The organism is Rhodococcus globerulus, assembly GCF_019334125.1.
In the GTDB taxonomy this organism is placed as follows: Bacteria; Actinomycetota; Actinomycetes; order Mycobacteriales; family Mycobacteriaceae; genus Rhodococcus_F; species Rhodococcus_F globerula.
In genome coordinates, this window is record NZ_CP079698.1 from 2,690,021 (window position 1) to 2,713,869 (window position 23,849).

At 59.5% G+C, this 23,849-nt stretch carries 21 protein-coding genes and 1 tRNA gene; 11 read left to right on the plus strand and 11 right to left on the minus strand.

Annotation, left to right across the window (positions count from 1 at the left end; genetic code table 11):
* Nucleotides 1–92: 92 nt before the first annotated feature.
* From KYT97_RS12145 to KYT97_RS12155, 3 genes are all read left to right on the plus strand, one after another.
* Nucleotides 93–166: transfer RNA gene (locus KYT97_RS12145), tRNA-Gly, on the plus strand.
* A 405-nt stretch (nt 167–571) separates the two neighbouring features.
* Nucleotides 572–1,264 carry a GAF domain-containing protein gene (locus KYT97_RS12150; RefSeq protein ID WP_072782266.1) on the plus strand — a complete coding sequence of 231 codons (693 nt, stop codon included), beginning with the start codon at nt 572–574 and terminating at the stop codon, nt 1,262–1,264.
* 155 nt (nt 1,265–1,419) lie between these two features.
* Entirely contained in the window at nt 1,420–2,916 is a 1,497-nt protein-coding gene (locus tag KYT97_RS12155; protein ID WP_245006087.1) for a sugar transferase, read from the plus strand.
* 15 nt (nt 2,917–2,931) lie between these two features.
* On the opposite strand, the gene KYT97_RS12160 is transcribed toward KYT97_RS12155, so the two are convergent.
* Entirely contained in the window at nt 2,932–4,101 is a 1,170-nt protein-coding gene (locus KYT97_RS12160) for a polysaccharide biosynthesis protein (RefSeq protein WP_245006088.1), read from the minus strand.
* A 584-nt stretch (nt 4,102–4,685) separates the two neighbouring features.
* Here KYT97_RS12160 and KYT97_RS12165 point away from each other — a divergent pair.
* Complete coding sequence (locus tag KYT97_RS12165; RefSeq protein WP_143547514.1) at nt 4,686–5,825, plus strand: hypothetical protein; 1,140 nt, start codon at nt 4,686–4,688, stop codon at nt 5,823–5,825.
* Complete coding sequence (locus KYT97_RS12170; RefSeq protein ID WP_219112370.1) at nt 5,818–7,293, plus strand: tyrosine-protein kinase domain-containing protein; 1,476 nt, start codon at nt 5,818–5,820, stop codon at nt 7,291–7,293. Before KYT97_RS12165 ends, KYT97_RS12170 begins: the two co-directional genes overlap by 8 nt.
* A 26-nt stretch (nt 7,294–7,319) precedes the next feature.
* Here KYT97_RS12170 and KYT97_RS12175 read toward each other — a convergent pair whose 3' ends face one another.
* Both KYT97_RS12175 and KYT97_RS12180 read right to left on the minus strand, forming a co-directional pair.
* Nucleotides 7,320–8,936 carry a glycosyl hydrolase family 28-related protein gene (locus KYT97_RS12175; protein ID WP_219112372.1) on the minus strand — a complete coding sequence of 539 codons (1,617 nt, stop codon included), beginning with the start codon at nt 8,934–8,936 and terminating at the stop codon, nt 7,320–7,322.
* Complete coding sequence (locus KYT97_RS12180) at nt 8,929–10,095, minus strand: glycosyltransferase family 4 protein (protein WP_219112374.1); 1,167 nt, start codon at nt 10,093–10,095, stop codon at nt 8,929–8,931. The genes KYT97_RS12175 and KYT97_RS12180 overlap by 8 nt, the downstream gene beginning before the upstream one ends.
* Before the next feature lie 250 nt (nt 10,096–10,345).
* On the opposite strand from KYT97_RS12180, the gene KYT97_RS12185 reads away from it, so the two are divergent.
* The gene (locus tag KYT97_RS12185) at nt 10,346–11,461 is read left to right on the plus strand and encodes a glycosyltransferase (RefSeq protein WP_219112375.1); all 1,116 of its coding nucleotides are present in this window, start codon (nt 10,346–10,348) and stop codon (nt 11,459–11,461) included.
* Between the two features lie 255 nt (nt 11,462–11,716).
* Here the strand turns inward: KYT97_RS12185 and KYT97_RS12190 are convergent, their stop codons facing one another.
* Complete coding sequence (locus KYT97_RS12190; protein WP_219112376.1) at nt 11,717–12,115, minus strand: hypothetical protein; 399 nt, start codon at nt 12,113–12,115, stop codon at nt 11,717–11,719.
* Between the two features lie 111 nt (nt 12,116–12,226).
* Between KYT97_RS12190 and KYT97_RS31095 the strand changes: the two genes are divergently transcribed.
* Nucleotides 12,227–12,358: a hypothetical protein gene (locus KYT97_RS31095; protein ID WP_280639077.1), complete on the plus strand. Its 132-nt coding sequence runs from the start codon at nt 12,227–12,229 to the stop codon at nt 12,356–12,358.
* Nucleotides 12,359–12,556: 198 nt separating this feature from the next.
* On the opposite strand, the gene KYT97_RS12195 is transcribed toward KYT97_RS31095, so the two are convergent.
* The 3 genes from KYT97_RS12195 to KYT97_RS12205 are packed head-to-tail and all read right to left on the minus strand — an operon-like array spanning nt 12,557 to nt 14,698.
* Nucleotides 12,557–13,885 carry a replication-associated recombination protein A gene (locus KYT97_RS12195; protein WP_219112377.1) on the minus strand — a complete coding sequence of 443 codons (1,329 nt, stop codon included), beginning with the start codon at nt 13,883–13,885 and terminating at the stop codon, nt 12,557–12,559.
* Entirely contained in the window at nt 13,869–14,264 is a 396-nt protein-coding gene (locus KYT97_RS12200; RefSeq protein WP_202026117.1) for an MmcQ/YjbR family DNA-binding protein, read from the minus strand. Before KYT97_RS12200 ends, KYT97_RS12195 begins: the two co-directional genes overlap by 17 nt.
* A 59-nt stretch (nt 14,265–14,323) precedes the next feature.
* On the minus strand, nt 14,324–14,698 hold the full coding sequence (locus KYT97_RS12205; protein ID WP_230590280.1) for an MmcQ/YjbR family DNA-binding protein: 375 nt from the start codon (nt 14,696–14,698) through the stop codon (nt 14,324–14,326).
* A gap of 224 nt (nt 14,699–14,922) precedes the next feature.
* On the opposite strand from KYT97_RS12205, the gene KYT97_RS12210 reads away from it, so the two are divergent.
* A complete protein-coding gene (locus KYT97_RS12210; RefSeq protein WP_245006089.1) occupies nt 14,923–15,240 on the plus strand; it encodes a hypothetical protein in 318 nt (105 codons plus the stop codon).
* A 221-nt stretch (nt 15,241–15,461) separates the two neighbouring features.
* Here the strand turns inward: KYT97_RS12210 and KYT97_RS12215 are convergent, their stop codons facing one another.
* Nucleotides 15,462–16,325, minus strand: coding sequence for a phytanoyl-CoA dioxygenase family protein (locus tag KYT97_RS12215; RefSeq protein ID WP_219112378.1), 864 nt, complete (start codon nt 16,323–16,325; stop codon nt 15,462–15,464).
* A gap of 703 nt (nt 16,326–17,028) precedes the next feature.
* Nucleotides 17,029–17,190, minus strand: coding sequence for a hypothetical protein (locus tag KYT97_RS12220; protein WP_181317469.1), 162 nt, complete (start codon nt 17,188–17,190; stop codon nt 17,029–17,031).
* A 27-nt stretch (nt 17,191–17,217) separates the two neighbouring features.
* On the opposite strand from KYT97_RS12220, the gene KYT97_RS12225 reads away from it, so the two are divergent.
* Entirely contained in the window at nt 17,218–17,913 is a 696-nt protein-coding gene (locus KYT97_RS12225; protein ID WP_045064328.1) for a TIGR00266 family protein, read from the plus strand.
* A gap of 232 nt (nt 17,914–18,145) precedes the next feature.
* Here the strand turns inward: KYT97_RS12225 and KYT97_RS12230 are convergent, their stop codons facing one another.
* Nucleotides 18,146–19,792, minus strand: coding sequence for an alpha/beta fold hydrolase (locus KYT97_RS12230; RefSeq protein WP_219112379.1), 1,647 nt, complete (start codon nt 19,790–19,792; stop codon nt 18,146–18,148).
* A gap of 404 nt (nt 19,793–20,196) precedes the next feature.
* On the minus strand, nt 20,197–20,796 hold the full coding sequence (locus tag KYT97_RS12235; RefSeq protein WP_162487722.1) for a TetR family transcriptional regulator: 600 nt from the start codon (nt 20,794–20,796) through the stop codon (nt 20,197–20,199).
* A 463-nt stretch (nt 20,797–21,259) separates the two neighbouring features.
* Between KYT97_RS12235 and KYT97_RS12240 the strand changes: the two genes are divergently transcribed.
* A complete protein-coding gene (locus KYT97_RS12240; RefSeq protein ID WP_219112380.1) occupies nt 21,260–22,123 on the plus strand; it encodes a TauD/TfdA dioxygenase family protein in 864 nt (287 codons plus the stop codon).
* A 338-nt stretch (nt 22,124–22,461) separates the two neighbouring features.
* Nucleotides 22,462–23,637 carry a DUF1214 domain-containing protein gene (locus KYT97_RS12245; protein WP_165826241.1) on the plus strand — a complete coding sequence of 392 codons (1,176 nt, stop codon included), beginning with the start codon at nt 22,462–22,464 and terminating at the stop codon, nt 23,635–23,637.
* Nucleotides 23,638–23,849 lie beyond the last annotated feature (212 nt).

The window sequence follows — 23,849 nt, forward strand, 5'->3', positions numbered from 1 at the left end:
CCTGGCGGGGCTCCCACACATCGGAAATGGCGTCTGATAACCTTCGGAAAGCACGTTGATCGGGGGCGAAAACCCCTCCGACCGGCTGCGACGCCGATGTAGTTCAATGGTAGAACATCAGCTTCCCAAGCTGAATACGCGGGTTCGATTCCCGTCATCGGCTCCATCTATGAACCGGGACCAATCGTTCCTCTGCGAACCGTCGCCGCCACTCAAAAGCCGGCATCAGATTCGCCTGCACACCACGGTGTCTCGAGCTCAGAATGCCGCGCAGTCGGTCGGACTCGATTTGCTCTGACACAGGTGAGAAATCGAGAGCTTTCGAATCGCAATCAGGCTATATCTTCCCTCCACGTCAGCGAAACATTACGGTTAGCCGTAAGGCAGGACTTTCGACCCTAGAATGCAATGTCAAAATTCCCATTCTGGTACCGAGAGCCAGTCCGTCTGCTTCAGTCCGCATCACCAATATTCATAAATACAGCAGCATGAGGTATGGATATGGGAGATGCGGCGCCGAGCGGACCAATCGCGGTAATACATGTTGCTACCGATTCACCAGGAAAGAGATATGACACCACCGAGTCCGACAGACGCAACAAGTTCCGATAATGCAAGCGACGACGGCGCGGGTCAACGCGAGCAGACGATCGCGGATTCTGCCGAACGCCCCATTCGCGACCCGTTCGCTGCGATCAACGAGGTGTATACGGATCCCGCGCTTGTCGCCGTCTTCGAAGGGCTGCGTGCCGCTGTCAGCGGCGAGCAATCACACGTGTGGTCGGCACTCAACGACAGTGCCCGCTTGCGCGCTGTCTACGACACCGGACTACTCGCGCCCGGACCACATCCCGAAGTCGATCAGATCGTCGGACTGACCATCGACGCGGTCGGGATCCCGAACGCTGCACTGAACATGATCACCGACGTCGAGCAAGTCAACGCCGCGATCGCCTCCCGCTCAGGCGACACCGGGGAACAACGGACCCATCCCCTCCCCGACTCACTCTGCGTCTACACAGTCGTGAGCGGTTCCCCACTCATAATCGACGACATCGCCGACCACCCGGTACTCAGGGATCATTCGGCCGCCCAAAGCGGCGTAGTGGGCGCTTACATCGGCATCCCGATCATCGACGACGCAGGTCATCCAGTAGGGACGCTGTGCGCGTGGGACAGCCAACCGCATCATTGGTCGAGTGGTGAGGTCCAGATCATGACCGACCTTGCCGACGTCGTCCAAAACGTAATCTTCGACAAATAAAAATACCGCTGCCGAGTATCTTTCGATTGCTGACTGTGACGCCGAGTCGCATTCAAACCAAGCGCGAGTTGCTACGGCAAATATCGTTAGGCCCCCTATAGAATGCGATTAATGGTGAATGTACGAATTGTCTGATTAATTCGGGATTGTCGTGGATGGAGTGGGAATTGCCGCAATTGTTGGAGGTCGAGACTTCGACCGCCCCCGGAGGCCCCCCACCTACTTCTTCGAATTCTCGTAAAACATTCGGGCAGCTCATTCGGACCGATCCGCTGAGCACCATCGTCAGTGTTTCCATCGATGTGTTGTCGGCGACAATCGCGGTGGCACTCGCATGGTGGTGGGCGCTCACATCAGTTTTGGTTCATCCACCCATGTGGTGCTTCGCACTCTTTGTTCCCCTGGTCGTAATCGTCATGGGCGCGCGGTCGTTGTATCGCCGCTCGCTCAACCGCCGATTCCTCGACGAGTTCTACGGGATCCTGTCCTCTGGCTCGATCGCAGCAATGCTGCTGCTGTGCGCGCTGGTCCTGTTCGGGATCACCGATCGCCCCGGTGCTGCCGTGACCAAACTGTGGGTGTGCGCGAGCATCCTGATTCCATTCGGCCGTCTGGTTCGCGTGGTGGTCCAACGACGCCTGCAACAGAACTCCCATCTCGTGTCCCCCACGTTGGTCATCGGATCCGGACAGCTCACCCAGCACGTGATCGCTCGGATGATCGCGGCTCCTGAACACGGCATGAACCCAGTCGGAGTGTTGTCGGACGAGTCCCCCATACGCAGTGACCAGGGGATGGAGACCGACCAGGTGCCGTACCTGGGCGCTGTTGATCGCCTAGAGTCCGTCATTGCCGAAACCCAGGCCGAACGCCTGGTCATCGCATTCACGAGAGTTCACGGTGAGCTGCTGACCGGAGCGGTCCGCATCGCCCACCGCCACGGACTTCGGGTATGGGTGGTGCCACGCATGTATGAAGTGATCGGCTCGAAGAGCCTCATCGACCACATCGGCGGCATGCCCTTGTTGTCAGTGCCTCACACCAATCCCCGAGGCTGGCAGTTCCGGGTCAAACACATCAGCGACAGAATCGTCGCCGGCTGCATCCTTCTCGTGCTGTCCCCCCTCTTCCTCACTCTCATGCTCTTGGTGCGCTGGAGTTCGCCGGGACCGATATTCTTTGCTCAAGAGCGGGTGGGGCGCAACGGCCAGATCTTCGGCTGCCTCAAGTTTCGTTCGATGCGGCTACCCGATCCCGACCACGTGACGTTTGTTCCGAAAACCGGTAGCGCACCGGGCGGCGTCGAGGGAACCGATCGACGGACCCGGATCGGAAAACTTATGCGGTCGACGTCGATGGACGAACTCCCCCAGCTGCTCAATGTCCTCCGGGGTGACATGAGTCTGGTCGGACCGCGTCCCGAACGTCCAGAGTTCGTAACCCTTTTCGAGGCGCAGATTCGCCGCTACGGTGAGCGACACCGGGTCAAGGCGGGCGTCACGGGTTGGGCTCAGGTCAACGGCTTGCGCGGACAGACTTCCATCGCCGACCGCGCCGAATGGGACAACTACTACATCGAGAACTGGTCTCTGTGGCTCGACATCAAGATTTTGATGCTGACCGTGCTGGCAGTTTTCAAAAAGGCCGAATGACGGGCGAGGCAGTCTTCATGCCTTCTCGGACGCGAGTCCGTTCGCTCGCTTCCCGCTGAGGAAGACCGAGTTGTATTCCGGCGCTAACCTCGCAGCAGCCACGTGATAGGGCACGAACATGAGCACCTCGGTGATGACAAACGAAAGAAATACTGCAGTGCTGGAATGGAAACTGAACAAGAAAGTCAGTCCGAGCACCACGTAAAGAGCAGTGTTCGCCGCCCTGAGCCAGAACACCATTTTTGTGCGCCCCGCCCGGCGCAGAGCCGCAAAGGGGATGGTTGTCACCAACATGCACAACTTCCACGCACAGGCAACTGCCAGAGCAACATACAGTGAACTGTTCCAAGCGGGGCCGAAAATCAGGCTCCACACACCCAGATAGGCACTAGCGAAGATCGCCACTGTTCCGACCACAATGATCATCGCAACGTTGGCTACCTCGCCTTTGTGTCCGTGGGCGAGTTGACGTACTCGGCCGTAGGCAAGAATCGGTTCGAGGATCCCCGAAATGGTTGATACAACCCGGAATCCAACAGCAGCTGACGGTCCGAGGACGGCCAGGATGAAAGATGCCAATGCCGGCTGGACCATACCGACTGTCGCAGTTTCGCCGGTGACCCACGCAGCCTTGGTCAGGTCAGGAGGAAAGCCCAGATCTCGGCGAGCAGGCAGAGGCCAACATCTGATGAGGATGGCCACGAGAGCTCCCGCTGCAAGAACCCTGACACAGTTGGAGTTGTCGTACACGGCAAGGACCAATGCGCTCAGGCAACCGGCCATAAGGATCGAAGCGGCAACCGATTCCAGCTTCCATCTACCCCGCACCACGCCGATCGTCCGGGCCATCAGCAAGCCCGACGACAGTCCCAGGACTCCGATCAGTGTGATGGCCGTTGGCGGAACCGCCGGACTCACAATGAGGAGGGTCCCGGATGCCAAGCTCATCAATGCTATCCACCAGGGCATCGATACTTTGTGATCCGCTTCCGGGGTGGCAAGGCGCGACTCGACGACGAATGCTGACAGCAGCTGCGCCACGTAAGTTCCGATCGCCAGCGAAACGGCAAGGCGGCCTTGTTGTTCGATGGGTGCAATGCGTGCGAATACTGCGATGAAAATTGCCGGGAAGGCGTTGAGTGCCAGGCCCGCGACGATTTGCACCAGTGGCTCAACGCGCTTCACGTCTAGCACTGATCGAATGCGCGTCACTCTCTGGCCTCGGAAGACGCGGTCCACATCATCGATTCTTCGAAATTGATGGCGATAACTGCTCCGTAACGCGGCAACCTAACGGTAATCACGTTGGCACTCAATTTGATCAAGTTAATTCCGAGTGGCCAGTGCGCATCCGCGCTTCTGTCCCGTAATGCACACTCCACCTGTAGTAGTGTATGCCACGGATTGGCTGCCGTGCTCGCTGAGATCGAGCCACTTTAAAGATGGAGGGAGCTCAGCGATGTATGGTTCGAGATCCTTTCCCCCTGATCGAAGTTTCATTCCTGCGCTGCCGCAGAATGATTCCGCAATGATGCACCAAGACAAACATGCATTTTGATTTCTCGCCGAAAGCGGCTGGCGATAACTCGCCCCAAAGCAGTACAGCGACATGGTGGCTCGCACCGGCCGTCCTAATCCTGTTACCCGTCCTGGGATCTTTCACTGCATGGGCGTCCCTGATCGGTTGGTGTTCGGCCGGCAAGTGTCCGGCCGGCTCACTGCTGAATTTGCGCGGATTCCTCCAACCCGCCCCTTTCACCATTGCCGGCGTGACGTTGCTTGCGGTTTGGTACGGCATGGTTGTGGTGCTCGCAACGATCGGTTGGAGATTGGGACTGGGCACAACGCCGACACGGGAGTTCGTCGAGCGAACAACCAGCACGAACTTCGAACGGCGCTACTTTTTCCTCATCCTCGCAGTGTCCACGATCGGCGTGGCGTATGCGTACTACCGAATTACTGCGGCGACATCCATTGTCGACGCCTTGACCACCCAGACCGGGAACGCCTTCACGGAGGCACTACCCGACTCGGCCGGAATCGCGACGCTTCGATACGCGACCATCCTGGCGGCACCCATCAGCGTTTACCTCTGGCGAAAAAAGGTGCTCCATCCTGGATTCGTACTGTGGGCCGTTCTTCTCCTGGTGGCAAACTCGATGGTCGCGTCCCGCCTCTCGCTACTGATGGCGGTCGTGGTGTACGTCGTCTTACAGACAGCGGTGCCCCGCAAATCCGTGGGCGCGGACCGTAAATCTCTGCGGCCTTGGCACATCATCACCGCTGTAGCGATCATGTTCCTGATGCTCACGGCGCTCAACTACGTCCGGAACGGCAACTACTACCGCGATGCGGGAGTCTCGAACCCGATCGCGATGAATCTCTATCAGTCCGGCGCCTATCTCGCCGTGCCGGCTCAGGTGTCCATGGGCGTGTCAGATGCGATCATGCGCGGCACTTTCGACAAGCCAGGGAGTGTCGTCGCCTCCGTGTCGGCGGCGCTGCCCAGCTTTCTGGTTCCGGCACATGAGGTCAGAGCAAAGGAGTCGCTCGGCGCAGACTCCTACGATTTTTCGGTCTCGTTTGCACCGAATTTCACAACTAACTCTGAATTCGCTGACATCTATACGGATTTCGGAGCGTGGGGGTGGCTATACACGCTCCTGCTGTTCCCGCTGGCCGGTTACGTTTTCGGTCGGTTCCTGACATACGGTCCAGTGATCGCCGGATCGGCAGGAGTTATCGCCTACTGTTTTGCCGAGGTATGGCGGATTCAGCTGCTTACGCAAGGAATTACCGTTTTCCTGGTCCTCCTGACGCTCGTCTGCGTGTTCGTGGCGGCACGAGGGCAGTCTCCCACCAAACTGGAAGACATGGTTTCGAGAGGAAATGTGAAGTCAAGTGACTGACAAGTTTGCAGGGACTACATATCGGCCGGGCAATGCTGGCAACGAATGGCTCCGCTCAGCGGTTGGCGCAGTTCGCAATCGATGGATCATCCTGCTTGTGTGCGCACTGTTCGGGGGCTTCCTGGGAGCGATCTTGACCAGTGTGCAGTCGCCGAGCTACGAATCTTCCGCGGTGATCTACCAGACGCCTCACTTCGGCGACACCGACGGTACAAGTCGTCAGCGTACTGAGGCGTACACGAAGTTGCTGAGCTCCGACTTCCTCATCGAAACTGCTCTTGCCAACACCGGATTGGAGATGTCGAACTCTGATGTGCGCGAAATGACCACGGCCAGTGCCAATGTCGGAAGCGCGATCCTGACGGTGACCGTGCGCGCGGAGGACGCCGATACCTCGGCGGAGCTCGCTAATGCTCTAGCGCAAGCACTTCCCGGTGCCGTTGCTGTTTTGGACGGGAGCACACCTGCACAACCGGCACCGGATCAGTCGGAAACCGTGGTTCCGGACCCAGTGCGATTGTCGGTGATCAGCCCGGCGGTGCCCGACGACGCTGAGGGCGGACCGCAGTATGTGCGCAATACCGCACTCGGTGTGATCGCCGGGCTTTTGGTGGGGTTGCTCTACGCATATCTGCGCAGTCAAATGAGCCGGAAAGTTCAGGATGTCGCCGCACTCGGCAAGTTTCTGTCCGGGCCGGTGCTGGCCGCCATTCCTGCGGACAAAGCGCTGGAAACCGGTGTTGTCGACTTCTCGAGAGAGAGCCCTGCCGCAGAGGCATTCCGCCGTCTCCGCACCGTGATCGCCGACCACGAACCCGGTCGGGGCGAATGCCGAACCATCATCGTTTCGAGTGCAGTCACCGGCGACGGCAAGACAGCGGTCGCGCTGAACCTCGCAATCGCTCTCGCTGAGAGCGGCAATGAGGTCGTATTCGTCGATGCCGCAGGAAGAGACGAAGCGAACGTGCGCTCCGGACGCCATGGTTCTGATCATGAAAAGAACCCATCACCAGCCGGGTTGATCGATTACCTACTCAATGGTGACGACATCGACCGATACATCTCTGCGAGTTGGCATCCGAAGCTTTCGTTCATCCCGGCGGGACGCACCGCGCCCGGCAAGTCCGAACTACTCGGGAGCACTCGGATGCGCAACGGACTCGCAGATCTTGCTGCTCGCGCAAACTACGTCATCGTCGATACCGCACCGATGGCTGACCGATCCGACGCCCTTGTGCTGGGACGCTGGGCCGACGGTGTCCTGCTGGTGGCGCGATCTGACCATACGAGGTACGCCGAACTGGGTGCTGTCATCGAACGTTTGTCGTTGGCCGAATTACGAGTCTGGGGCGTTGTACTCAATGACTCCCCGAGGCCACTGGCACGCAGCGCACGCAAACGCGGCGCACGATTGTCAGCGGCAAAGCTGCTCACACGCGAGTCCCGCCCGGTCAAAACAAACGTCTGACAGAAAACCGAGCGGCATCGAATTCGTCATCGGCAGGCGACGAAGACCGGCTCTCCCTTCGGCGGAGTGGTTGTCACGGTACCAACGCTCACTTCCGGGTTCGTAGGCGTGCCACCGACACAACTGTCACTGAAGATCAAAACAGGTAGCCACGACGAAGGGGCTTGCTCCCAAACCAAATCCGCAGCAACCACTGTCCCGGATGAGCCCTGGAACACGGCGAATGGTCCGCCGGCTTCGGAACCGAGCGGCGGACCCGTCACGGTCACGTTGAGCTGATCTATCGTGAACTGTGCCGAGTTGTCGGCTGAGAACGCCACCGCAGACTTCGCCGTCGTGATGGAGACGGTTCCCAGTGAAACATCTTGGGTCCTCTGCAGCCCGACAGCTCCGGTACCTGGACCTATTTCGGTGTCGATCACCGTGCAATCGATCAGCGAAATCCCGGTAACAGGCGGGGTTGCAATAGATTCCACGAGAACCGACCAGTAAAGACAGTTGTTAACGGCAACGCCCGTTACCTCTAGGTCGAACCGGCTGAAAGTGTCGCCAGGCGACCCGTTCGGTCTTGCGAGTACGTGCAGCCCTGTATGAGAATCCTCAACGGTGATCCCATCCAGCTGCACGCCGCGCGATGCCACATAGTGCCACCCGGCGCCCGAGTCCGGCGATGCCGAGTCGACCATGACACCTGCGCCGTTCGATACTCCGTCGACCGCTACTGCAGCTACCGTTGATCGATTGACCCCCGCCAAACGCACTCCGTTTGCCGCACCGCCCGACACTTGGACGTCGGTGACATCGAAGTCGGTGTTCGACCACTCGGTCAACGACGGGAAGGAAAAGGTCTCGGAAGCGTTGTCGAACTGGGCTTCTGGAGAGTAGTAAGTCACCAGTGCCAAACCGTCGTCACCAGTGTTTGTTGCTGAATACCTTTCGACGGTTCCACGTCGGCACGCGTTGAAATGGAGTCCGTCGGCCATGGTGTTCTCGACGTGAAGTCCGTCAACAGTGATGTCGGAAACGCCCATCATGATCACACCTGCCTGCGGGCTCGACTCGACTCTGCAGTCGCTCAACGTCACCCAACTAACCGGCCTGCCGGGTCCGGTCCATCCATCGGGCACTGCCGACGTGTCCGATGCATATCCCACAACTCGGATTCCGTCGCCCATCGACCGCAGCGCCGGCTGGCTTGCCCACCGCACTGCCACGTTGTGAAGAGACACACGCTCCAGCGGACCACGCAGCACGATGCCGTGGCTCGTGCCGGCGCCGTTGTCGTCCAGGTTGTCCATCAGAAGTTCGGCACCGGTGTCGAAGTCGATCGAAACGTCAGAGATCCCCACTATCGAGATAGCAGCGCCGCCTGCTGGATGACGCTGAGTAAAGCGGTACTGGCCGGACGGAAAAAGTAAGACGTCTCCAGATTTCAGTTCGGCGACGGCATTGCGAATGGCAATCGAGTCATCCTGTGTCCCATCACCAACCGCACCGAAATCGCGAACATCGATGACGTCACCGCCGCCCTCGACGCGGCGAACGGCGTTGAAGGATTCAGGCAGAGCGGCAGGCAGAGCCAACGCTGCCGGGAACATTCCGAGAAATTTGCGGCGCGACAGCGCCGACGACCAGTTAGCCAATGGGTACCTCACTCAGGAAGGAACATATCTTCTCGGCAGTAGCTGTTGACACGATCTCGGACTGGCGCCGCTTGACATGCAACTCTCCGCGATGACTCAACGACGCCCTGGCGTCTTCGTTGTCACAGTACTTCTTCACGAGGTCGGCCAAGGCTTCGGAATCATGCGGATCAAAATACTCTGCTCCGTCGCCGCACGTTTCCCTCAACACCGCGATGTCGGACGCCAGAACCGCGGTACCGGACGCCATTGCCTCCAGCGGCGGAAGACCGGCACCTTCGAAAAGTGAAGGCATAACCAATAAGTCCGCCTGAGCCACCAGAGCACGCAGACTGTCGAACGGAAGTCTGCCCGTTAACTGCACACGTTCACCCAGGCCTGCCACAAGCTGGTTGATTCGGTCGTCGAGTGTCCTGAGTGACTCATCGCCACCAGCTATCACCAGTGTGTGTGGGATGGAATCCGAGATCGTCGCAAATGCGTCCAGAAGCACCGGCAAGTTCTTGTGCCGCTTGATATTGCCGACATACAAAATGTAGGGGCGTTGAATTGGCGACGACGCCGGGTCGGCTTCAGAGAACCACACGTCGTCTACTGGGATCGGCGTCACCAGCACCTCGGATGAGGGTGCGATTGCAGCCATTGAACGGGCGGTGGCCTGGGACGGGGTGAAAATCGTTGCGGCCCGTCGTGCGCTGAGTTTCAGCATCGTCCACGCGTACGCGTTCTTTGCGCGATTCTGGTCGCTCAGCTTTTTGTCTTCGATATGGAGGGTGTCATGCACCGTGGAGAAGTATCGAACGTCCCGATTACGAGGAGACGTTAGTGCAAAAGGAAAGGGGTAGTGCGGAACCCACAGTGCCTGCGGACGGGTTGCCGACAATGCGCGACGCCACACACGTTGTTCATCCATTGAATACATTCGGGCCGCGGCGGGATCCGCAAAAATCACACGAGTTTCTTCGCTGGTGTCAGGTGCCGCATTTCGGTCGGCGAGGATGGCCAGCCGGAATCCACGTTCTTTCAGCACCTGCTCGAGCACGGGAATTTGGGTCCTGATGTAGGTGCCGATACCACTCTGACGAATATGTCGGGCATCGAACAACAGATCAACCGACTCGCCATCTCGGCTCGCCTGACCGGCACGGGGAGTATCCATAAGTGAATTGTTGCAGGTCCGTCAATTTGATGGAGATAATGATGCCCTGTCAAATGTCCGACTTTGCAGATGAAATGGTACCTTCGGCACGAAGGAACTGATCTTGTCGGATCACCGGTAGTTTCAGGTGCATTCACGGCAGCAAATGGCGACTTCGGCTGGGTATCAACAAAGCTCGATCAGCCGGATCGTCAGATAAAAGGGCACACACCAAATAACTGTCACACGTTGCGGGAGTCTCGAAGCAAACATGAACGAACCCAAATTAGCGATAGTGCACGAGCGATTCACTGAGATCGCGGGTTCCGAACATGTGGTCGAGCAACTGTCCTTGACCTGGCCGCACGCCGCCGTCCACGTGCCTCTTGCCCGGCCTGCAGGCATACCTGCAGGACTTTCGTCCCCTCCTGTCACGACATGGGTCGACGGTGCCTACCGGATGCTGGGAAGGTCTTCGTACGCACCGCTGATGCCGCTGCTGCCCAGCGCTTTTCGCGGCATGAAGCTGGGAGAGGTCGATGCGGTGGTGGTGAGCCATCACGCCTTCGCCACACAAGCAGCCTTCGCCACCGATGCGCCCGTGATCGCATATGTTCACAGCCCGGCGCGCTGGGCCTGGGATCCCGCCTTTCGCGCGCAGGAGTCGGGTGGCGCAGCTGGCGCAGCCGTGCTCGCGGCACTGGCGCAAGTGGCGCGTCGGGGCGAGTTGAAAGCTGTGAGTCGGCTCGACCAGGTAGTCGCGAACTCGACCGAGGTTGCCGACAGGATTCAACGCTGGTGGGGCAGAGAAGCCGTGGTGGTGCATCCACCCGTGGACACCCATGGCTTCACCCCTGATTTCTCGATCGACCGGGAAGACTTCTTCCTTCTTGCCGGCCGCTTGGTGCCTTACAAACGGCCAGACCTTGCAATTAGAGCCGCACGGCAGGCGGGCAAGAAACTCGTCGTTGTGGGCGATGGCCGATGGATGGACGTCTGCAAGGAGTTGGCAGCCGACGACACCGTCTTTGTCGGGCGAGTCCCCCACGATCAACTCCTGGATCTTTACCGGCGGGCCCGAGCCCTGCTGATGCCCGGTGTCGAGGACTTCGGCATCGTCCCGGTCGAGGCGATGGCAACCGGCACCCCCGTGATCGCTTTGGGCGAAGGCGGTGCGCTCGACACGGTTATCCCTGGAAAATCCGGTGTCCTCGTGTCCCCTGGCGACGACACAAAGGTGGTCAGCGGTCTCGCCGAAGCAATGGAAGCATTCGATCCAAGTGATTTCGATTCGAAGGTAATCCGCGCATGGGCCGAAGGCTTTTCACAGAAGGCCTTTGGAGAGAACATGATGAGAGTGGTTGACGACGTGCTTGGGAGTAGATGACCGGTAGGCGGTCGAACATGCCCAAGTAGAACCGGACGTGGTTCCGACGCCGGCAACACGAATTCGACACTGCGGTCCGCCGGAGCCCAATCCTTTGTGTGCGTCCGATATCAGGCAACGCAATCCCAGATTTCGATTCGGGTGGCGTAGCGGGTAATCCGCGTCCCGCAAATGACGGTACGACCGCAACTACACGGCGTGCCGAGTCGGCACTCGCGTGACTGACAACAACTCGACGCTCTATCGGTACTACAGCTATTCCCGCATAGCGCAGTCCGAGGTTTTCCAGTCCCCGTCCACCAAAACCCAGGGCATGTTCGTATCGAAGTCGGTTTCCTCAGCGAACGAGATGCCGACAGTTCCCTTACCGCTGTCCACTTCGGCGGTCACATCGGTCACTGTCCGGGGCGTCGCCTGAGCGACGTCGGAAAAGGCTTTGAACTCCTCCTCGGAGAACTTCTCTTGACATTCTCGTATGAAGAGAGCGTAAGCGGCCGACGCATCGCCCGAGTAGAAACTGGTAGCCCACTCTTCAGCAGCAGACTGCAGTGTGCCCACCGGATCTTCGGCCGCAGTCGGCGTTGATTCTCCACTGCAGCCAACGGTAAGCAGCGCAAAAGACACAACACCGGCGAACACAAACCTCTTAGCCATGAATTCTTCCCCTACCTCGGCATCACAAGTGCCACGGAGCATATGCCCAACCGACCAGAATGACTGCGTCAGCTGATTGTCGAGCTCTTAATCTGACATCCCTGGAAGAACATGGAACTCACACTTGTGGCGCTTGAACGCAATCGCGTCACAAATTCCGACATGTTTGACGCTGACCCGTTCCTGGTCAAAGCTGTAGCTCAGCGAGACGGGGTCATAGCTGTTGTCGCGCACAGCGATTGATATGTATCCCGGTGATCGTCGAAAATTTCGACGGAACGTGACATGTGCCCACATGCTGATCGGTTCGAGACAACGCAGACGGGAGAAAACCTTCAAACAATCGGGTTGGCCGGGACGCAGAGCGGTTAAACGATGTTCGCCATGGCGATACTTTCGACATCTCCTTCGATAGATCGGTCCACGAACCTTGTTGTCGCGCTATGTAGTACGGTCCTCCCGATCCGGGTTTTCGCGGAGTTGTTCCCACTGGCGGAGCCGGTCGGCGATGATGTGTTCGTAACCGTTGTCGGTGGGTTCGTAGAACCGTTGACGCGCCATGCCGTCAGGGAAATAGTTTTGGCCCGAGAATCCTGTTGCGGTCTCGGGGTCGTACTCGTAACCCGCTCCGTATCCGATGGACTTCATCAGACCTGTAGGGGCGTTGAGGATATGCGCGGGCGGCGGGAGCGATCCGGACCCCTTCGCCGCTCGCATCGCCCGGTTAAGGCCCCGGTATACCGCGATCGACTTCGGCGCGGTCGCAAGATATACGACGGCTTGTGCAATGGCGAGTTCCCCTTCGGGAGAGCCGAGCCTCTCATAGACATCCCATGCCGCAAGCGTCTGATGCACTGCGTGCGGATCTGCGATCGCGATGTCTTCATTGGCGAACCGCACGAGTCGCCGCGCGATGTAGAGCGGGTCCTCACCGCCGTCGAGCATGCGCGCCAGCCAATACAACGCAGCATCAGGGTCTGATCCGCGCATGGCTTTGTGGAGGGCGGAGATGAGGTTGTAGTGCCCTTCTTGCGACTTGTCGTACAGTGGCGCTCGTTTGTGCACCACCTGTGCCAGGCCGGCGGTGTCCAGCGGCGCGCTCTCCGGTGGCAGGGTGAGGAGTTGTTCGACGAGGTTCAGCAGGTAACGACCATCACCGTCGGCCATAGCGATCAAGGCCTCCGCAGCCCCCGTATCCACCGGGAGCGTACGGCCGGTGAGCTGCTCGGCGCGATCTACGAGGGTGCGCAACGCCGACTCGTCGAGCCGTTTGAGGACGAAAACCTGGCACCGAGAGAGCAAAGCGCCGTTGAGCTCGAAGCTGGGATTTTCGGTCGTCGCTCCGACCAACACAATCGTCCCGTCCTCGACGTACGGAAGAAACGAATCCTGCTGAGCGCGATTGAAACGGTGAATCTCGTCGACGAACAGCAGGGTGCCCTGCCCGATCTCTCGCCGCTTGCTGGCCGCTGTGAACACCTTACGAAGGTCCGCAACCCCGGAGAACGTCGCCGACAACGGCTCGAACATCAGATCTGTGCGTTCGGCGAGAAGCCTTGCGATTGTGGTCTTCCCACATCCGGGCGGCCCCCACAAAATCGTGGAAGACAGTTTTCCCTGTTCGATCATTCGCCCGATCGGGGCGTCCGGGCCAAGCACATGCCCCTGTCCGACGACATCCTCGAGTTGCGTGGGACGGAGCCGATCTGCGAGCGGGCGTGAGGTGTCATCGACCTCGAACAGCGACGCCGCGTCAGGATCTTTCGTCATCGCTGTCCTCTTTTCTCTGGCTGTCGGCCGCGCCCGCCGATCTGATTCCGGTTTGCTTCAGGTCTTCGATGCTCGGGCGCAATAACGTTCGCTGGGAGGCTGGAAGCTGCTCGGTCACCAATTCGTAGGAGTTGTGGACGAGTCTCTCGGCCAGCGAGGCAGTCACCGATTCTCCAGACCCAACGGACACCCAATGACGTTTGTCGAAATAACGTCCTCGCTCGATAGTGTCGTGTTCACCGATCAGGGCCGCCCCATGAGCAGGATCGACCTTCACAGTGATGATCGGCTCGCCCGGATCCTGCGTGACGACAAGGAACACGCGTCCGGCGACTTTGAAAACCAGCAGATGCTCGGTGAACGGGTATCCCTCCGTCACCCCCGGCAGCCCCTGGGCGGTAGTGCAGGCGAGCCGCTGTAACCGGGGCCCAGTCAGACTCACCCGTGTCGTCCGAACGTGTCGGGGTCGACCGGCCGCTCCCGCTTGGGCAACTTCTCGACAACCAACAGATACGACTCGACGACCAAATCGTCGACAAGCCCGGCATCGACAGAACCTCCCGGGTGAACGGTGATCCAGTGCTGCTTGTTCATGTGATAGCCCGCGGTGATATCCGTGTGCGACTGCCGGAGTGTTTCCCCGTCCGCGGGTGCTGCCTTGACGATCACGATCGGCTCCCCGGTCACCTCGGTCTGCAACATGAACACCTTCCCGCATACCTTCCACACCTTCCAGTCCTCACCGAACGGATACGTCAGCTCCGCGCCCGGCAGTTCCGTCGTGCGGGCTGCAGCTCGCTCCTGAAGTTCCATGCCCTGCACCATTACCCTCCCACCTGAATGTACGTACAAACGTACGCACCAGCGCCGACACACTTACACCGATGCGATCGCCCACGCCCAAGACGAGAAAGAGGTTCGCGAGATCCTGGTCGACGCAATCTGCGGGGACAGCCGAGCCACCGAACGAGAACTGCGACCAGCGCGCGAAATGTACGCCTACGGATCAATCAGTTCCGGAGTAGGCGACCTGATTCGTGCGGGCGAAGCCGCCGCCATCGCGGCCCTTGCCGTCCGCTTCTCCGAGCGAGCTGCCCACTCCCCGCCTCGCCGCGATTGTCGGCGAACAACCGGGCGTCGCCGTGTTGCACGTGCGCCGCGCACCCGGGGACGGAAACCCGCACGCCGCAGTCGTCCACTGGCTGAGTCTCGGCACCGGAACATACGGAACCGCATCATTTCCGACGCTCGATGCTCAACCCGTCACCATTCGTCCGGGCTCGGGTCAGGTCATCGCATACGTCGACCCCCAGACGATCGGAACACCGGGATTCGGGACCTTCTTCGTTCCCTGACACGGCGAATACTACAAAGTCGCCTTACTACCTTGAGCCGGAACGCTATTCGCACGTACCGCATCAGACCCGACGCACAAAAGATCGACCATGCTCACTCCATTGGGCCAATTCCCTTCGAAGACAATCCAAACGGCGGACCGCAAACCAGCCGACAAATGTGGCACGTAGCGGTCCGCGCGGTGGTGAGATGCCAGCATGGCTACCGCCGCCTTAGCGCGTCACGGCCGAAATGCTAGGAACTCCGGCCGCGGCGCCGTTCCCGAGAACGGCTTCCCGAGCGAATTCTCGACACTGTTGAAAACCACGAAGATGTTCGCTCTCGGCACCGGGGAGATGTTTCCTGACGATGCATGTAGAAGGTTGCTGTCGAACACAGTCATCGAACCCGCATCCCCCGCCAACACCTCTATTCCGTGGCGGGCGTAGAGCCTGGTGATCATCTGCTCGGCAGGAACACCGACCCGAGGCACTTCCTCGACCAAGGACTCCTCGAAGTAGCGGTCCGGCGTCGCCCCCGCGCACTGCAGGAAAGTTCGATGCGATCCGGGCATCACCATCAAAGGCCCATTGAAAAAATGATTATCGGTCAACGCAATTGACGCGCTCACCGCCCGGGGAGCCGGCATCCCGTCCTCTGCGTGCCACGTCTCGAAATCGGCATGCCAGTAGAACGCTCCGCCGCGGAAACCGGGCTTGTAATTCAACCTGCTCTGATGAACGTAGACCTCCGAACCGAGGATCTCGCGTGCGAGGGCTGCTGCCCCGGACTCGTCTACCGCCGCGCGCACCACCGGACTCAAATTCACGATATCGAAGATCGATCTGACCGCCGAGTAAGTTTTTTCCCGCACGATCCGCTCGTCACCGACAAGTTCGGGTGCGGTTCCCAAACGTTCGACTTCACTCAGGCACCGTTGCACTGAGCTCGTATCAAGGACACCACGACGAACCGTGAACCCGTTATCCTCGACATCGCGATGCTTCACTCGCATCTGCTCGCTCCACACAATCGGGTCGACACGGTCCAACTCGGTCGGGACGGTCGAGATCCGTGTGGCGTAACGATCAACAGTGACAACCATCAGTGTGAATTCTCCTACTCGTTGCTCGAACCGCGACGACGGCAGATGCGGCGCAACACACACGTGCGCACTTTCAAAACTTGCATCTACCGTGCGTCGAAAGGTCTTTCGTTTATAACACCGCGAGCAACACACACCCAAACGTGTTGGAAAACAACAGCTCTTATCCAACCGTGCACGAATACGCGATCCACGGACTGGGCCGCTGCAAAAACGCAGTGGTGGGCCCTGATGTCGCCCCAGTCGGACGGGGCGCAACGGACTGCGCACAACATGTGGCGCGGTTCCGGGTTTTCGGAACACGACCGAACTCGGTACCGATCTGGCGTCGATCACAAGAGGTGGCCGAAGCCTGGAAATGCTGGGTATCCTCCGGCGGTAGAGCACCCCAACCCAGGCTTGACGCAGCAACTGTCACAGCCTCAGTCGAGTCTGGTCAGCTCCGTCCGGTCGAGGGCACAATGATCACCTACCCAGCGCCCTCACGAGCTCAGGTGCTCAGTGCGTTCTCAGATCGATGGGTGACATTGAATCCGAAGTCCTTGTTAGACAAAGGATGTGGGAAAAGTTCTGGAACTAGCGCCCGCAGAGGCCTCTGCTTCCAGACCTGAATATCGCCCTGGACTTGGCGTGCGCCAATCCCCTCCCCACCGAACTCGCGCATTCCGCGGGCCCGACCATCCGGCACCCCATTTACGGCGCCTCACGCGCCGAGCGCATCACCGGCATCCATCCAAGGCACTACAACGATCAGATAGCGAACCCCCGAGGATCCGAACCAAATCGTCACCACAAGCAATAATTCGTTTCGAGGACCAGTACCGGACAGTGATTTCAGCCAAACATGATACTCATCATCGACCACGAAAAAGATTGTCATCGAAAGGAACCCATGAAGACAGAAATCAGTTGCGGGCCCGCATTCGCGCTGGCCGAAATCAGCGTCCCCGCCGGCGGATCCGTCCGTGTCGAAGCAGGAGCAATGGCGATGATGCGGGGCGACATCTCGATCACCACCTCGACCCGAGGCGGCTTCATGAAGGGACTCCGCCGATCCCTGGGTGGGTCGAGCTTCTTCGTCAACGATTTCGGCAGCGACCAAGGAGGTGTCGTAGGCGTCGCCGGCGCACTACCAGGCGACATAGTCGAAACCACCATCGACGACGAGACACCGCTGCTCGTCCAATCCGGCTGCTGGCTTGCATCAGACCCAACCGTCGACGTCGACTCCAAATGGGGCGGCAGCAAGGGATTCTTCAGCGGAGCCGGACTTGTCCTGCTGCGATGCAGTGGAACAGGCGAGATCCTGCTCTCCAGCTACGGCGCCATCCGCCCGATTACCCTCACCACGGGGGAAACCATGACACTCGACTCCGGCCATGTCGTCGCATTCGACGAATCCGTTCAGTACCGCATCCGCAAAGCCGGCGGCTGGAAATCGATGATCCTCGGCGGCGAGGGCATCGTCACCGAATTCACCGGGCCAGGCCGAATTTGGATGCAAACCCGCAGCGCAACAGACCTCGTCGACTGGCTCCGCACCCGAATGCCATCGAACAGCACCAGTAGCAACAGCAACAACAGCTGAGTCCTGAACGCAACAAACAAGTCGACGGCAGTCTCCGGGGGCGACATGCCCCCGTGTCCGTTCCGGACACCGATGTCCGCGATGTTGCGTTGCGGCCCAAGGTTCACCGAACCCGGAACAGTCGACATGTCATTTTCTCGTTGGACAGGTCAGGCCCTCGCCTTCCAGCGAGGGCCTGACCTGAGGACATGTTCGGTGCCGGTCGGAGGCGCCACTTCTTCCGGCTACCTACCTACAGGGGTGCAGTGATCGGGGCCTCGGGCGCATGCGTGACGGAGGTACGCCCCGTCTCGAGGTATTCGGTGACGGCCTGATCGATCACCGCGTTACCGCCCTGGATGCCGGCGCCGTGATCGCCGCCTTCCACGGTGACCAGGTTCGCCCCCATGTCGCGGGCTAGCTGCACCCCACCCTGATACGGCGTCTGCGGGTCGCGCAGCCCCTGCAGAACGAGCGGCGCCGTCGCCAGCCCCCGGTTGCTCAGCTCGGGCAACGCGGTTACGGGCGGCGCACCGGCGCAGAAGGTCCCGGCACTGTAGCCATACCCGATGAGCTCGAAGAGATCTCCGGTGATGAAGGTCGAGAAGAGCCAACCCGAGATACGGTCCGGCCGATCCGCGACACTGTTCTCGTTACACAACATCAGTGATTGCATCATCTGGGACTGAGCAATTCGCTCCAGCTCCAGCTCCGATATGTCGTTCATCCCGGCACCACTGGGAATCGCGTCGACACCGTCGCGGACTACCCGGGCCATGAGCGGCCAACTGTTCCGAGCTGGAAGCACCTGCCGCGTCATCACGTAGATACTCGACGACATTTGCGTGTGCGACGGATCGGCGAGTCCCCGAATGAATGCCTCGAACTGAACGCGCGCCGGCCCAGTCAGATCGACCCCGCTGCGGTAGGCATTCGCGAGTGCTTCGAGACCGGGCGGTACGTCACCGATTTGCGCAGGCGGCGGCGCAAGCGTCGGGTTACCACCGGCCTCCGCGACAATCCGGTCTGACCATCGCTGGTAGACCTTGAGCGGAGTCTCACCAAGCCCGTAGGTGTCGTTGTTGGCGGCGATCCAATCCATGAGGTCGTAGAAGCGAGCTTTGTAGCCGTCGTTCTGCTGCCACAACACGTCGTTCCACAACGAATTTTGGTCGACCGCGGAATCGAGAACCATGCGACCGGTGTGCTGCGGGAAAAGCGTCGCGTACGTGGATCCGAGAATTGTGCCGTAGGACAGACCGTAAATATCGATGACATCCTCGCCGAGCGCAACGCGGACCTGCTCCCAGTCCCTCGCCGTGTTCTCGGTAGTCAGGTGCGCAGTGGTGCCCGGCGCACCTGCCTCGCACGCATTTCGTGCCGCAGCCCCACCGAAACCGAAGCCTGCCGCCGTCGCCAGCTCAGGGCCCACTGCGCACGAAAGCGCGCCGGCGTACGGGAGTCCGCGCGGTTGAACTCCGATCACGTCCCACTGTGCGCGAATCGCGTCGGGCAGGACGTCGACGAACATTCTGTTCGAGCCGATCGCGTCTCCACCAGGTCCTCCGGGATTGGTGAACAGCACGCCTTTGCGCGAGCCCGGATCTTCGGCGCGGTGACGGGTTACGAGCACGTCGATCGTGCCGGCGTCAGGTTCTGCGTAGTTGCGGGGAACGGTGACCGAAGCACACTGATCGGATGCCGGATCAAGCTCGTATTCGGCCGGGCAGGACTCCCAATGAAGATCTCCACTCGGTGCCGGCTCCGCGGCGGCGATGGGTGCGACTCCGACGGAGATCACCGCGGTGACGCCGACGGTAAGAGTCACGAATCGACTGCGCCGTGAGAACGTAGTTTCTTTGCGCCGCATCAAATGCAAATTCCTGTCAATCCCCGACATACTCTCGCAGCCCCCTCGTAGTCAGTGTCGCAACGGCGGTGGCACCCACCCCGCCGCTTCGCTGCCAGTATTTCAGACGCACCACTGAATTCAGGAGTCACCCTCGAAGGTGTGGGCACCGATTCCTATGCTGCTGTAGCCGACATAGCCACGTGCTCGATCGAATCACTCTGCCCGCGAAACCATCTCGCCAAACGACGCGCAGAACGCGCAATAACGTTGGCGCACTGGCCCAACTGTGAAAACCACGGATCGGTGACGGTGTGCAAAGGTCAACGGCCCGTTTCGCGGGCGATGCGCATTGCGACGCGGCGGCCACGCCAGCGGCAATGTGCGATGATCGCCGCACGCCACAGCGGCTGATGATGGTGTATGCCGCCGCGCGAGTCGAAGTATGTGCGCGATCAAGGGTCGAGGCCGCTCGGAGTGAGTGCCGCGTGGGAGTCGAAGGCTTCGTCGAGGATGGTGAGCCAGTTGACAGCTCCCTCGTGCGCGCACCACTCGTCGTCGGCAAAGCTCACGATGGTGAAAGCAATTGCGGCAGTGAGTCGAACGTTCCGGTTGTCAGGGAAGGTACCTGGTCGTTTCGCCAGGACAGCTGCGACCTCGCGCTGCCATCGTTGAGCGACCAAGTGGGCACGCCCACGCAACACGGGAGTGTCAGCAACCACGCGGTGCTGACGCAGGCGGCGCTGACGCTCATCCCCGTGCACCTCGCGCACACGAAACATGCGTAACACCTGGTGGATCGCCTCGAGGTCCGGCTCGTGCGTCGGGCGCGCCTCGAGCGCGGCACAGAAGTCAGGGACCGTCCATTCGGCGTCGATGAAAAGGACTTCCTCCTTCGACCGAAAGTAGCGAAAGAAGGTGGTTACCGACACCTCGGCGTCGTTGGCGATTTCCTCGACCGTGGTTACGTCGTAACCATTTTCAGCGAACCGCTCTAAGGCGACATCAACAATGCGATGCCGCGTTGCAAGCTTCTTGCGTTCTCGTAAACCCATAGTGACCTCAGCGTACGGTGGACTGCCCAGGACCTGCCACACACGCGGCGTCACAGACAGCATCAGCCAATTTCGCGGACCAGTGGCGCGGTTTGAGAGTGAATAAAAAAGTGGTAGTTGACTAACATTTGGTAGTTGACTTATGATTTTCACGTAGTCGAGGCCTCCACAACTTCAGGACAACCCCACACAACGTGCCTGAAGGGCGCCGACACTACAGACTTGGTCACTGCCTGGCTTGCCACAGAGCGAGCGCCGGCAATGACCTGTGTACCGATGCGCGTCGCCACGAAAAGGACTGCGCGCCAAAGTGATCCAATTTCTGATCAATCGCATGTATCACCAGACGCGGACGCTGTAACTCAGCACCTGAATTCGGCCGATCCCCAAGAGAGGTAAAGAAATGGGTTCATCTAATCTTGCCGTCGATTCTCAAGCCCCCGATGTACACGAGAGCCGGCGCATGCGCATCACACCACTAAGTGCCAACATTGGAGCACTCGTAGAAGGGGTCAGCCTCAACGCCCTCAACGAAGACGAGTTCGACGAACTGCACCAGACCTTACTGAAGCATCACGTGATCTTTCTCCGCGATCAAAACTTGTCGGAAGCGGATCACGTCGACCTCGCAAATCGGTGGGGCACTCCGATGGCCAACCCGGTAGCGAAACTCCACGGCGACGAAACAGTCTTACATTCCGTCGAAAACAACGCGAAAAAGCCGCCGCTTGCAGACGGATTCCATACGGATCTCACCTACTGGCCGGAGCCACCTAACCTGGCCATCCTCTACGCGCTCGATATCCCCGCAGTGGGAGGCGATACCCTCTGGGCCAGTCTGTACGCCGTCTACGACAGTCTGTCTGACGAAATGAAGCGAGTGTGCCAGGACTTGCGCGCATTGCATAAGCCCTCCGACCACTTTATTCAGGCAAATGTGGCCATGTACGGAGCTGAATCCGAGCAGGTGATCCGGCAGAATCTTCAGGGCGCGGTTCTTCCGTTCGTCCGTACCCACGAAGAGACTGGGCGTCAAGCCTTGTTCCTGAGCTCCTTCATCGATCACCTTGTGGGCATGCACAGGCCGGAGAGCGATGCACTTCTCGGTTACCTGGGCAATCTCGTCAATAATCCGAATTATGCGGTTCGGTGGCGTTGGCGAGCGGGCGACGTCGCGATTTGGGATGAGCGCTGCACGAATCACCGCGCGCTTTCGGATCACTACCCTCAGTACCGGCTGATGCGCCGCTGCACGGTCGAAGGAGGGCGGCCCTTCTATCGCCCTGACGGAGCGTCGGAACCCTTGTTTGAAGGAACCTTCGCCTGACAACGATTCACCCTTTCAGGCGGACAGCGCAGAATGTCTCAATTGCGGGCGCGAGGTCGGACCGTGCCGAGATGCACGGTACACCTTGCCCCGAGATATCGTCCCAACTTGTAAACCACCGGTCACGCGCCTGTCGGGAACAGGTCGACGTCCTTGAGCTGCAACAGATTTAAGCCAAATGTGCTGACAGACAACCGCCTGAAAGAGGTGAATTCCAGATGGAACGAATGGAAACATCAATTGAGGTCAACTATGTAGGCGCCCTCGCTACACCAGTACAACGCGACGGCGAAGAACTGACCCGAAGGATTTTGGAAACAGACACCTACCGCACAGCGATGAGAAGCGTCGAAATGCTCTACGCGGCCGACCCGCAGGGCTCGACACCGGCTGGAAAAGCGACGATCGGCAGAGCTGCCCATTCACTGGCCACCGCAGCGACCCAATATGCCATCTGCTCGGACCCGGAAATTCCGATGCTCATGTGGGGCGTAACCGCTCCACACGAGTTTCAAGGACTGAGTTCCCCCAGGTCCGGTTTCGGAATCGAGAACCCGGACAACGTTTACCGGCACACAGCGGTATCAGGGTCCTCGACATATGAGATCCGCGGGAAGATCAACTACCCGAGACCTACTGAGCAACACTTCGAGCTGCGCGACGCCATCCCTGGGACCACCTCCCTCACCGCCGAAGGCGGCATACAACTCGCAGGGTTGCACAGCGACGACATCGCGGTCGAAGCGGACGGGTCTTTTGTCATCACTCTGGACGCCCAGCCCGCCAACGGGCGGACCAACCACATCCGGATCCCTGCAAAGCAAGATTCGTTCTTGATTATCCGGGACCTCCTCGACGACTGGTCAACGGAAAATGTTGTCCGCCTCGATCTGGTTCGGACTTCAGGTCCTGCGGCTCGCGAACCGCGAAGCTTGGAACAGCTCACTACACGTTCGGTAGAGTTGCTGACGCAGATGGCGCCGTTCTGGCTCGACTACTTCAACAAGTATTTCTATAGCGAGGCAACAAATTACGTGCGCCCGGCGCGTCTGCGTCCCGCAGGTCGCGGACTCTCGACGGGGGGATGGTTTGACCTGAACGATGGAGAAGCGTTGGTTGTCACCGTCGATCCACTGGGTGCTGCGTCCCTCGGCATTCAACTCTCCGACCCGTGGGGAGTGGCGTACGAGTACATCGATCGAACAAGTAGCTTGAATACCGTTCAGGCAGAGCCTAATCCGAATGGTACGTACTCGTTTGTCATTTCCCGTGAGGATCCCGGCGCCTACAATTGGCTCGACCCCGAAGGGCACAACTCGGGAATGGTTGCAGTCCGCTGGCAATCCCTGCCAGTCAACGCCCCCGTCGAGTTGGCCATCCGGCGCTCCGAGGTTGTCAAACTGGATCAACTCAGAGAGCGTCTACCGGCAGGTACTTCCTTCATCACCGCGCAGCAACGTGAACACCAGCAGACCTTCAGAGCCAGCAACTTCTTGCGCCGATACACCGACTAACGCAGTTGCAGGGGAAGGAAAATGACCCAAATCGATTTCGATGGAACTTCCATCACTATGAGCGGCGCGTCCGACATCGATGTGTCGGTCGAAGTGGACCGTTGAGCTATTATCGTTCCCCGCCTTGGGAACTGCGCATAATGACCGATCACTTCCACCAACGCGGGCAACGGAACTTGTCTCACAGGCGATACACGAATGCAGCCCGAAAT

Excerpts from the sequence above, each read along its gene's own strand:
- KYT97_RS12150 (WP_072782266.1), top strand. The coding sequence starts at position 572 with ATGACACCACCGAGTCCGACAGACGCAACAAGTTCCGATAATGCAAGC.
- KYT97_RS12155 (WP_245006087.1), top strand. The coding sequence starts at position 1,420 with ATGGAGTGGGAATTGCCGCAATTGTTGGAGGTCGAGACTTCGACCGCC.
- KYT97_RS12180 (WP_219112374.1), bottom strand. The coding sequence starts at position 10,095 with ATGGATACTCCCCGTGCCGGTCAGGCGAGCCGAGATGGCGAGTCGGTT.
- KYT97_RS12185 (WP_219112375.1), top strand. The coding sequence starts at position 10,346 with ATGAACGAACCCAAATTAGCGATAGTGCACGAGCGATTCACTGAGATC.
- KYT97_RS12190 (WP_219112376.1), bottom strand. The coding sequence starts at position 12,115 with ATGGCTAAGAGGTTTGTGTTCGCCGGTGTTGTGTCTTTTGCGCTGCTT.
- KYT97_RS31095 (WP_280639077.1), top strand. The coding sequence starts at position 12,227 with ATGGAACTCACACTTGTGGCGCTTGAACGCAATCGCGTCACAAATTCC.
- KYT97_RS12195 (WP_219112377.1), bottom strand. The coding sequence starts at position 13,885 with ATGACGAAAGATCCTGACGCGGCGTCGCTGTTCGAGGTCGATGACACC.
- KYT97_RS12205 (WP_230590280.1), bottom strand. The coding sequence starts at position 14,698 with ATGGAACTTCAGGAGCGAGCTGCAGCCCGCACGACGGAACTGCCGGGC.
- KYT97_RS12215 (WP_219112378.1), bottom strand. The coding sequence starts at position 16,325 with ATGGTTGTCACTGTTGATCGTTACGCCACACGGATCTCGACCGTCCCG.
- KYT97_RS12225 (WP_045064328.1), top strand. The coding sequence starts at position 17,218 with ATGAAGACAGAAATCAGTTGCGGGCCCGCATTCGCGCTGGCCGAAATC.
- KYT97_RS12230 (WP_219112379.1), bottom strand. The coding sequence starts at position 19,792 with ATGTCGGGGATTGACAGGAATTTGCATTTGATGCGGCGCAAAGAAACT.
- KYT97_RS12235 (WP_162487722.1), bottom strand. The coding sequence starts at position 20,796 with ATGGGTTTACGAGAACGCAAGAAGCTTGCAACGCGGCATCGCATTGTT.
- KYT97_RS12240 (WP_219112380.1), top strand. The coding sequence starts at position 21,260 with ATGCGCATCACACCACTAAGTGCCAACATTGGAGCACTCGTAGAAGGG.
- KYT97_RS12245 (WP_165826241.1), top strand. The coding sequence starts at position 22,462 with ATGAGAAGCGTCGAAATGCTCTACGCGGCCGACCCGCAGGGCTCGACA.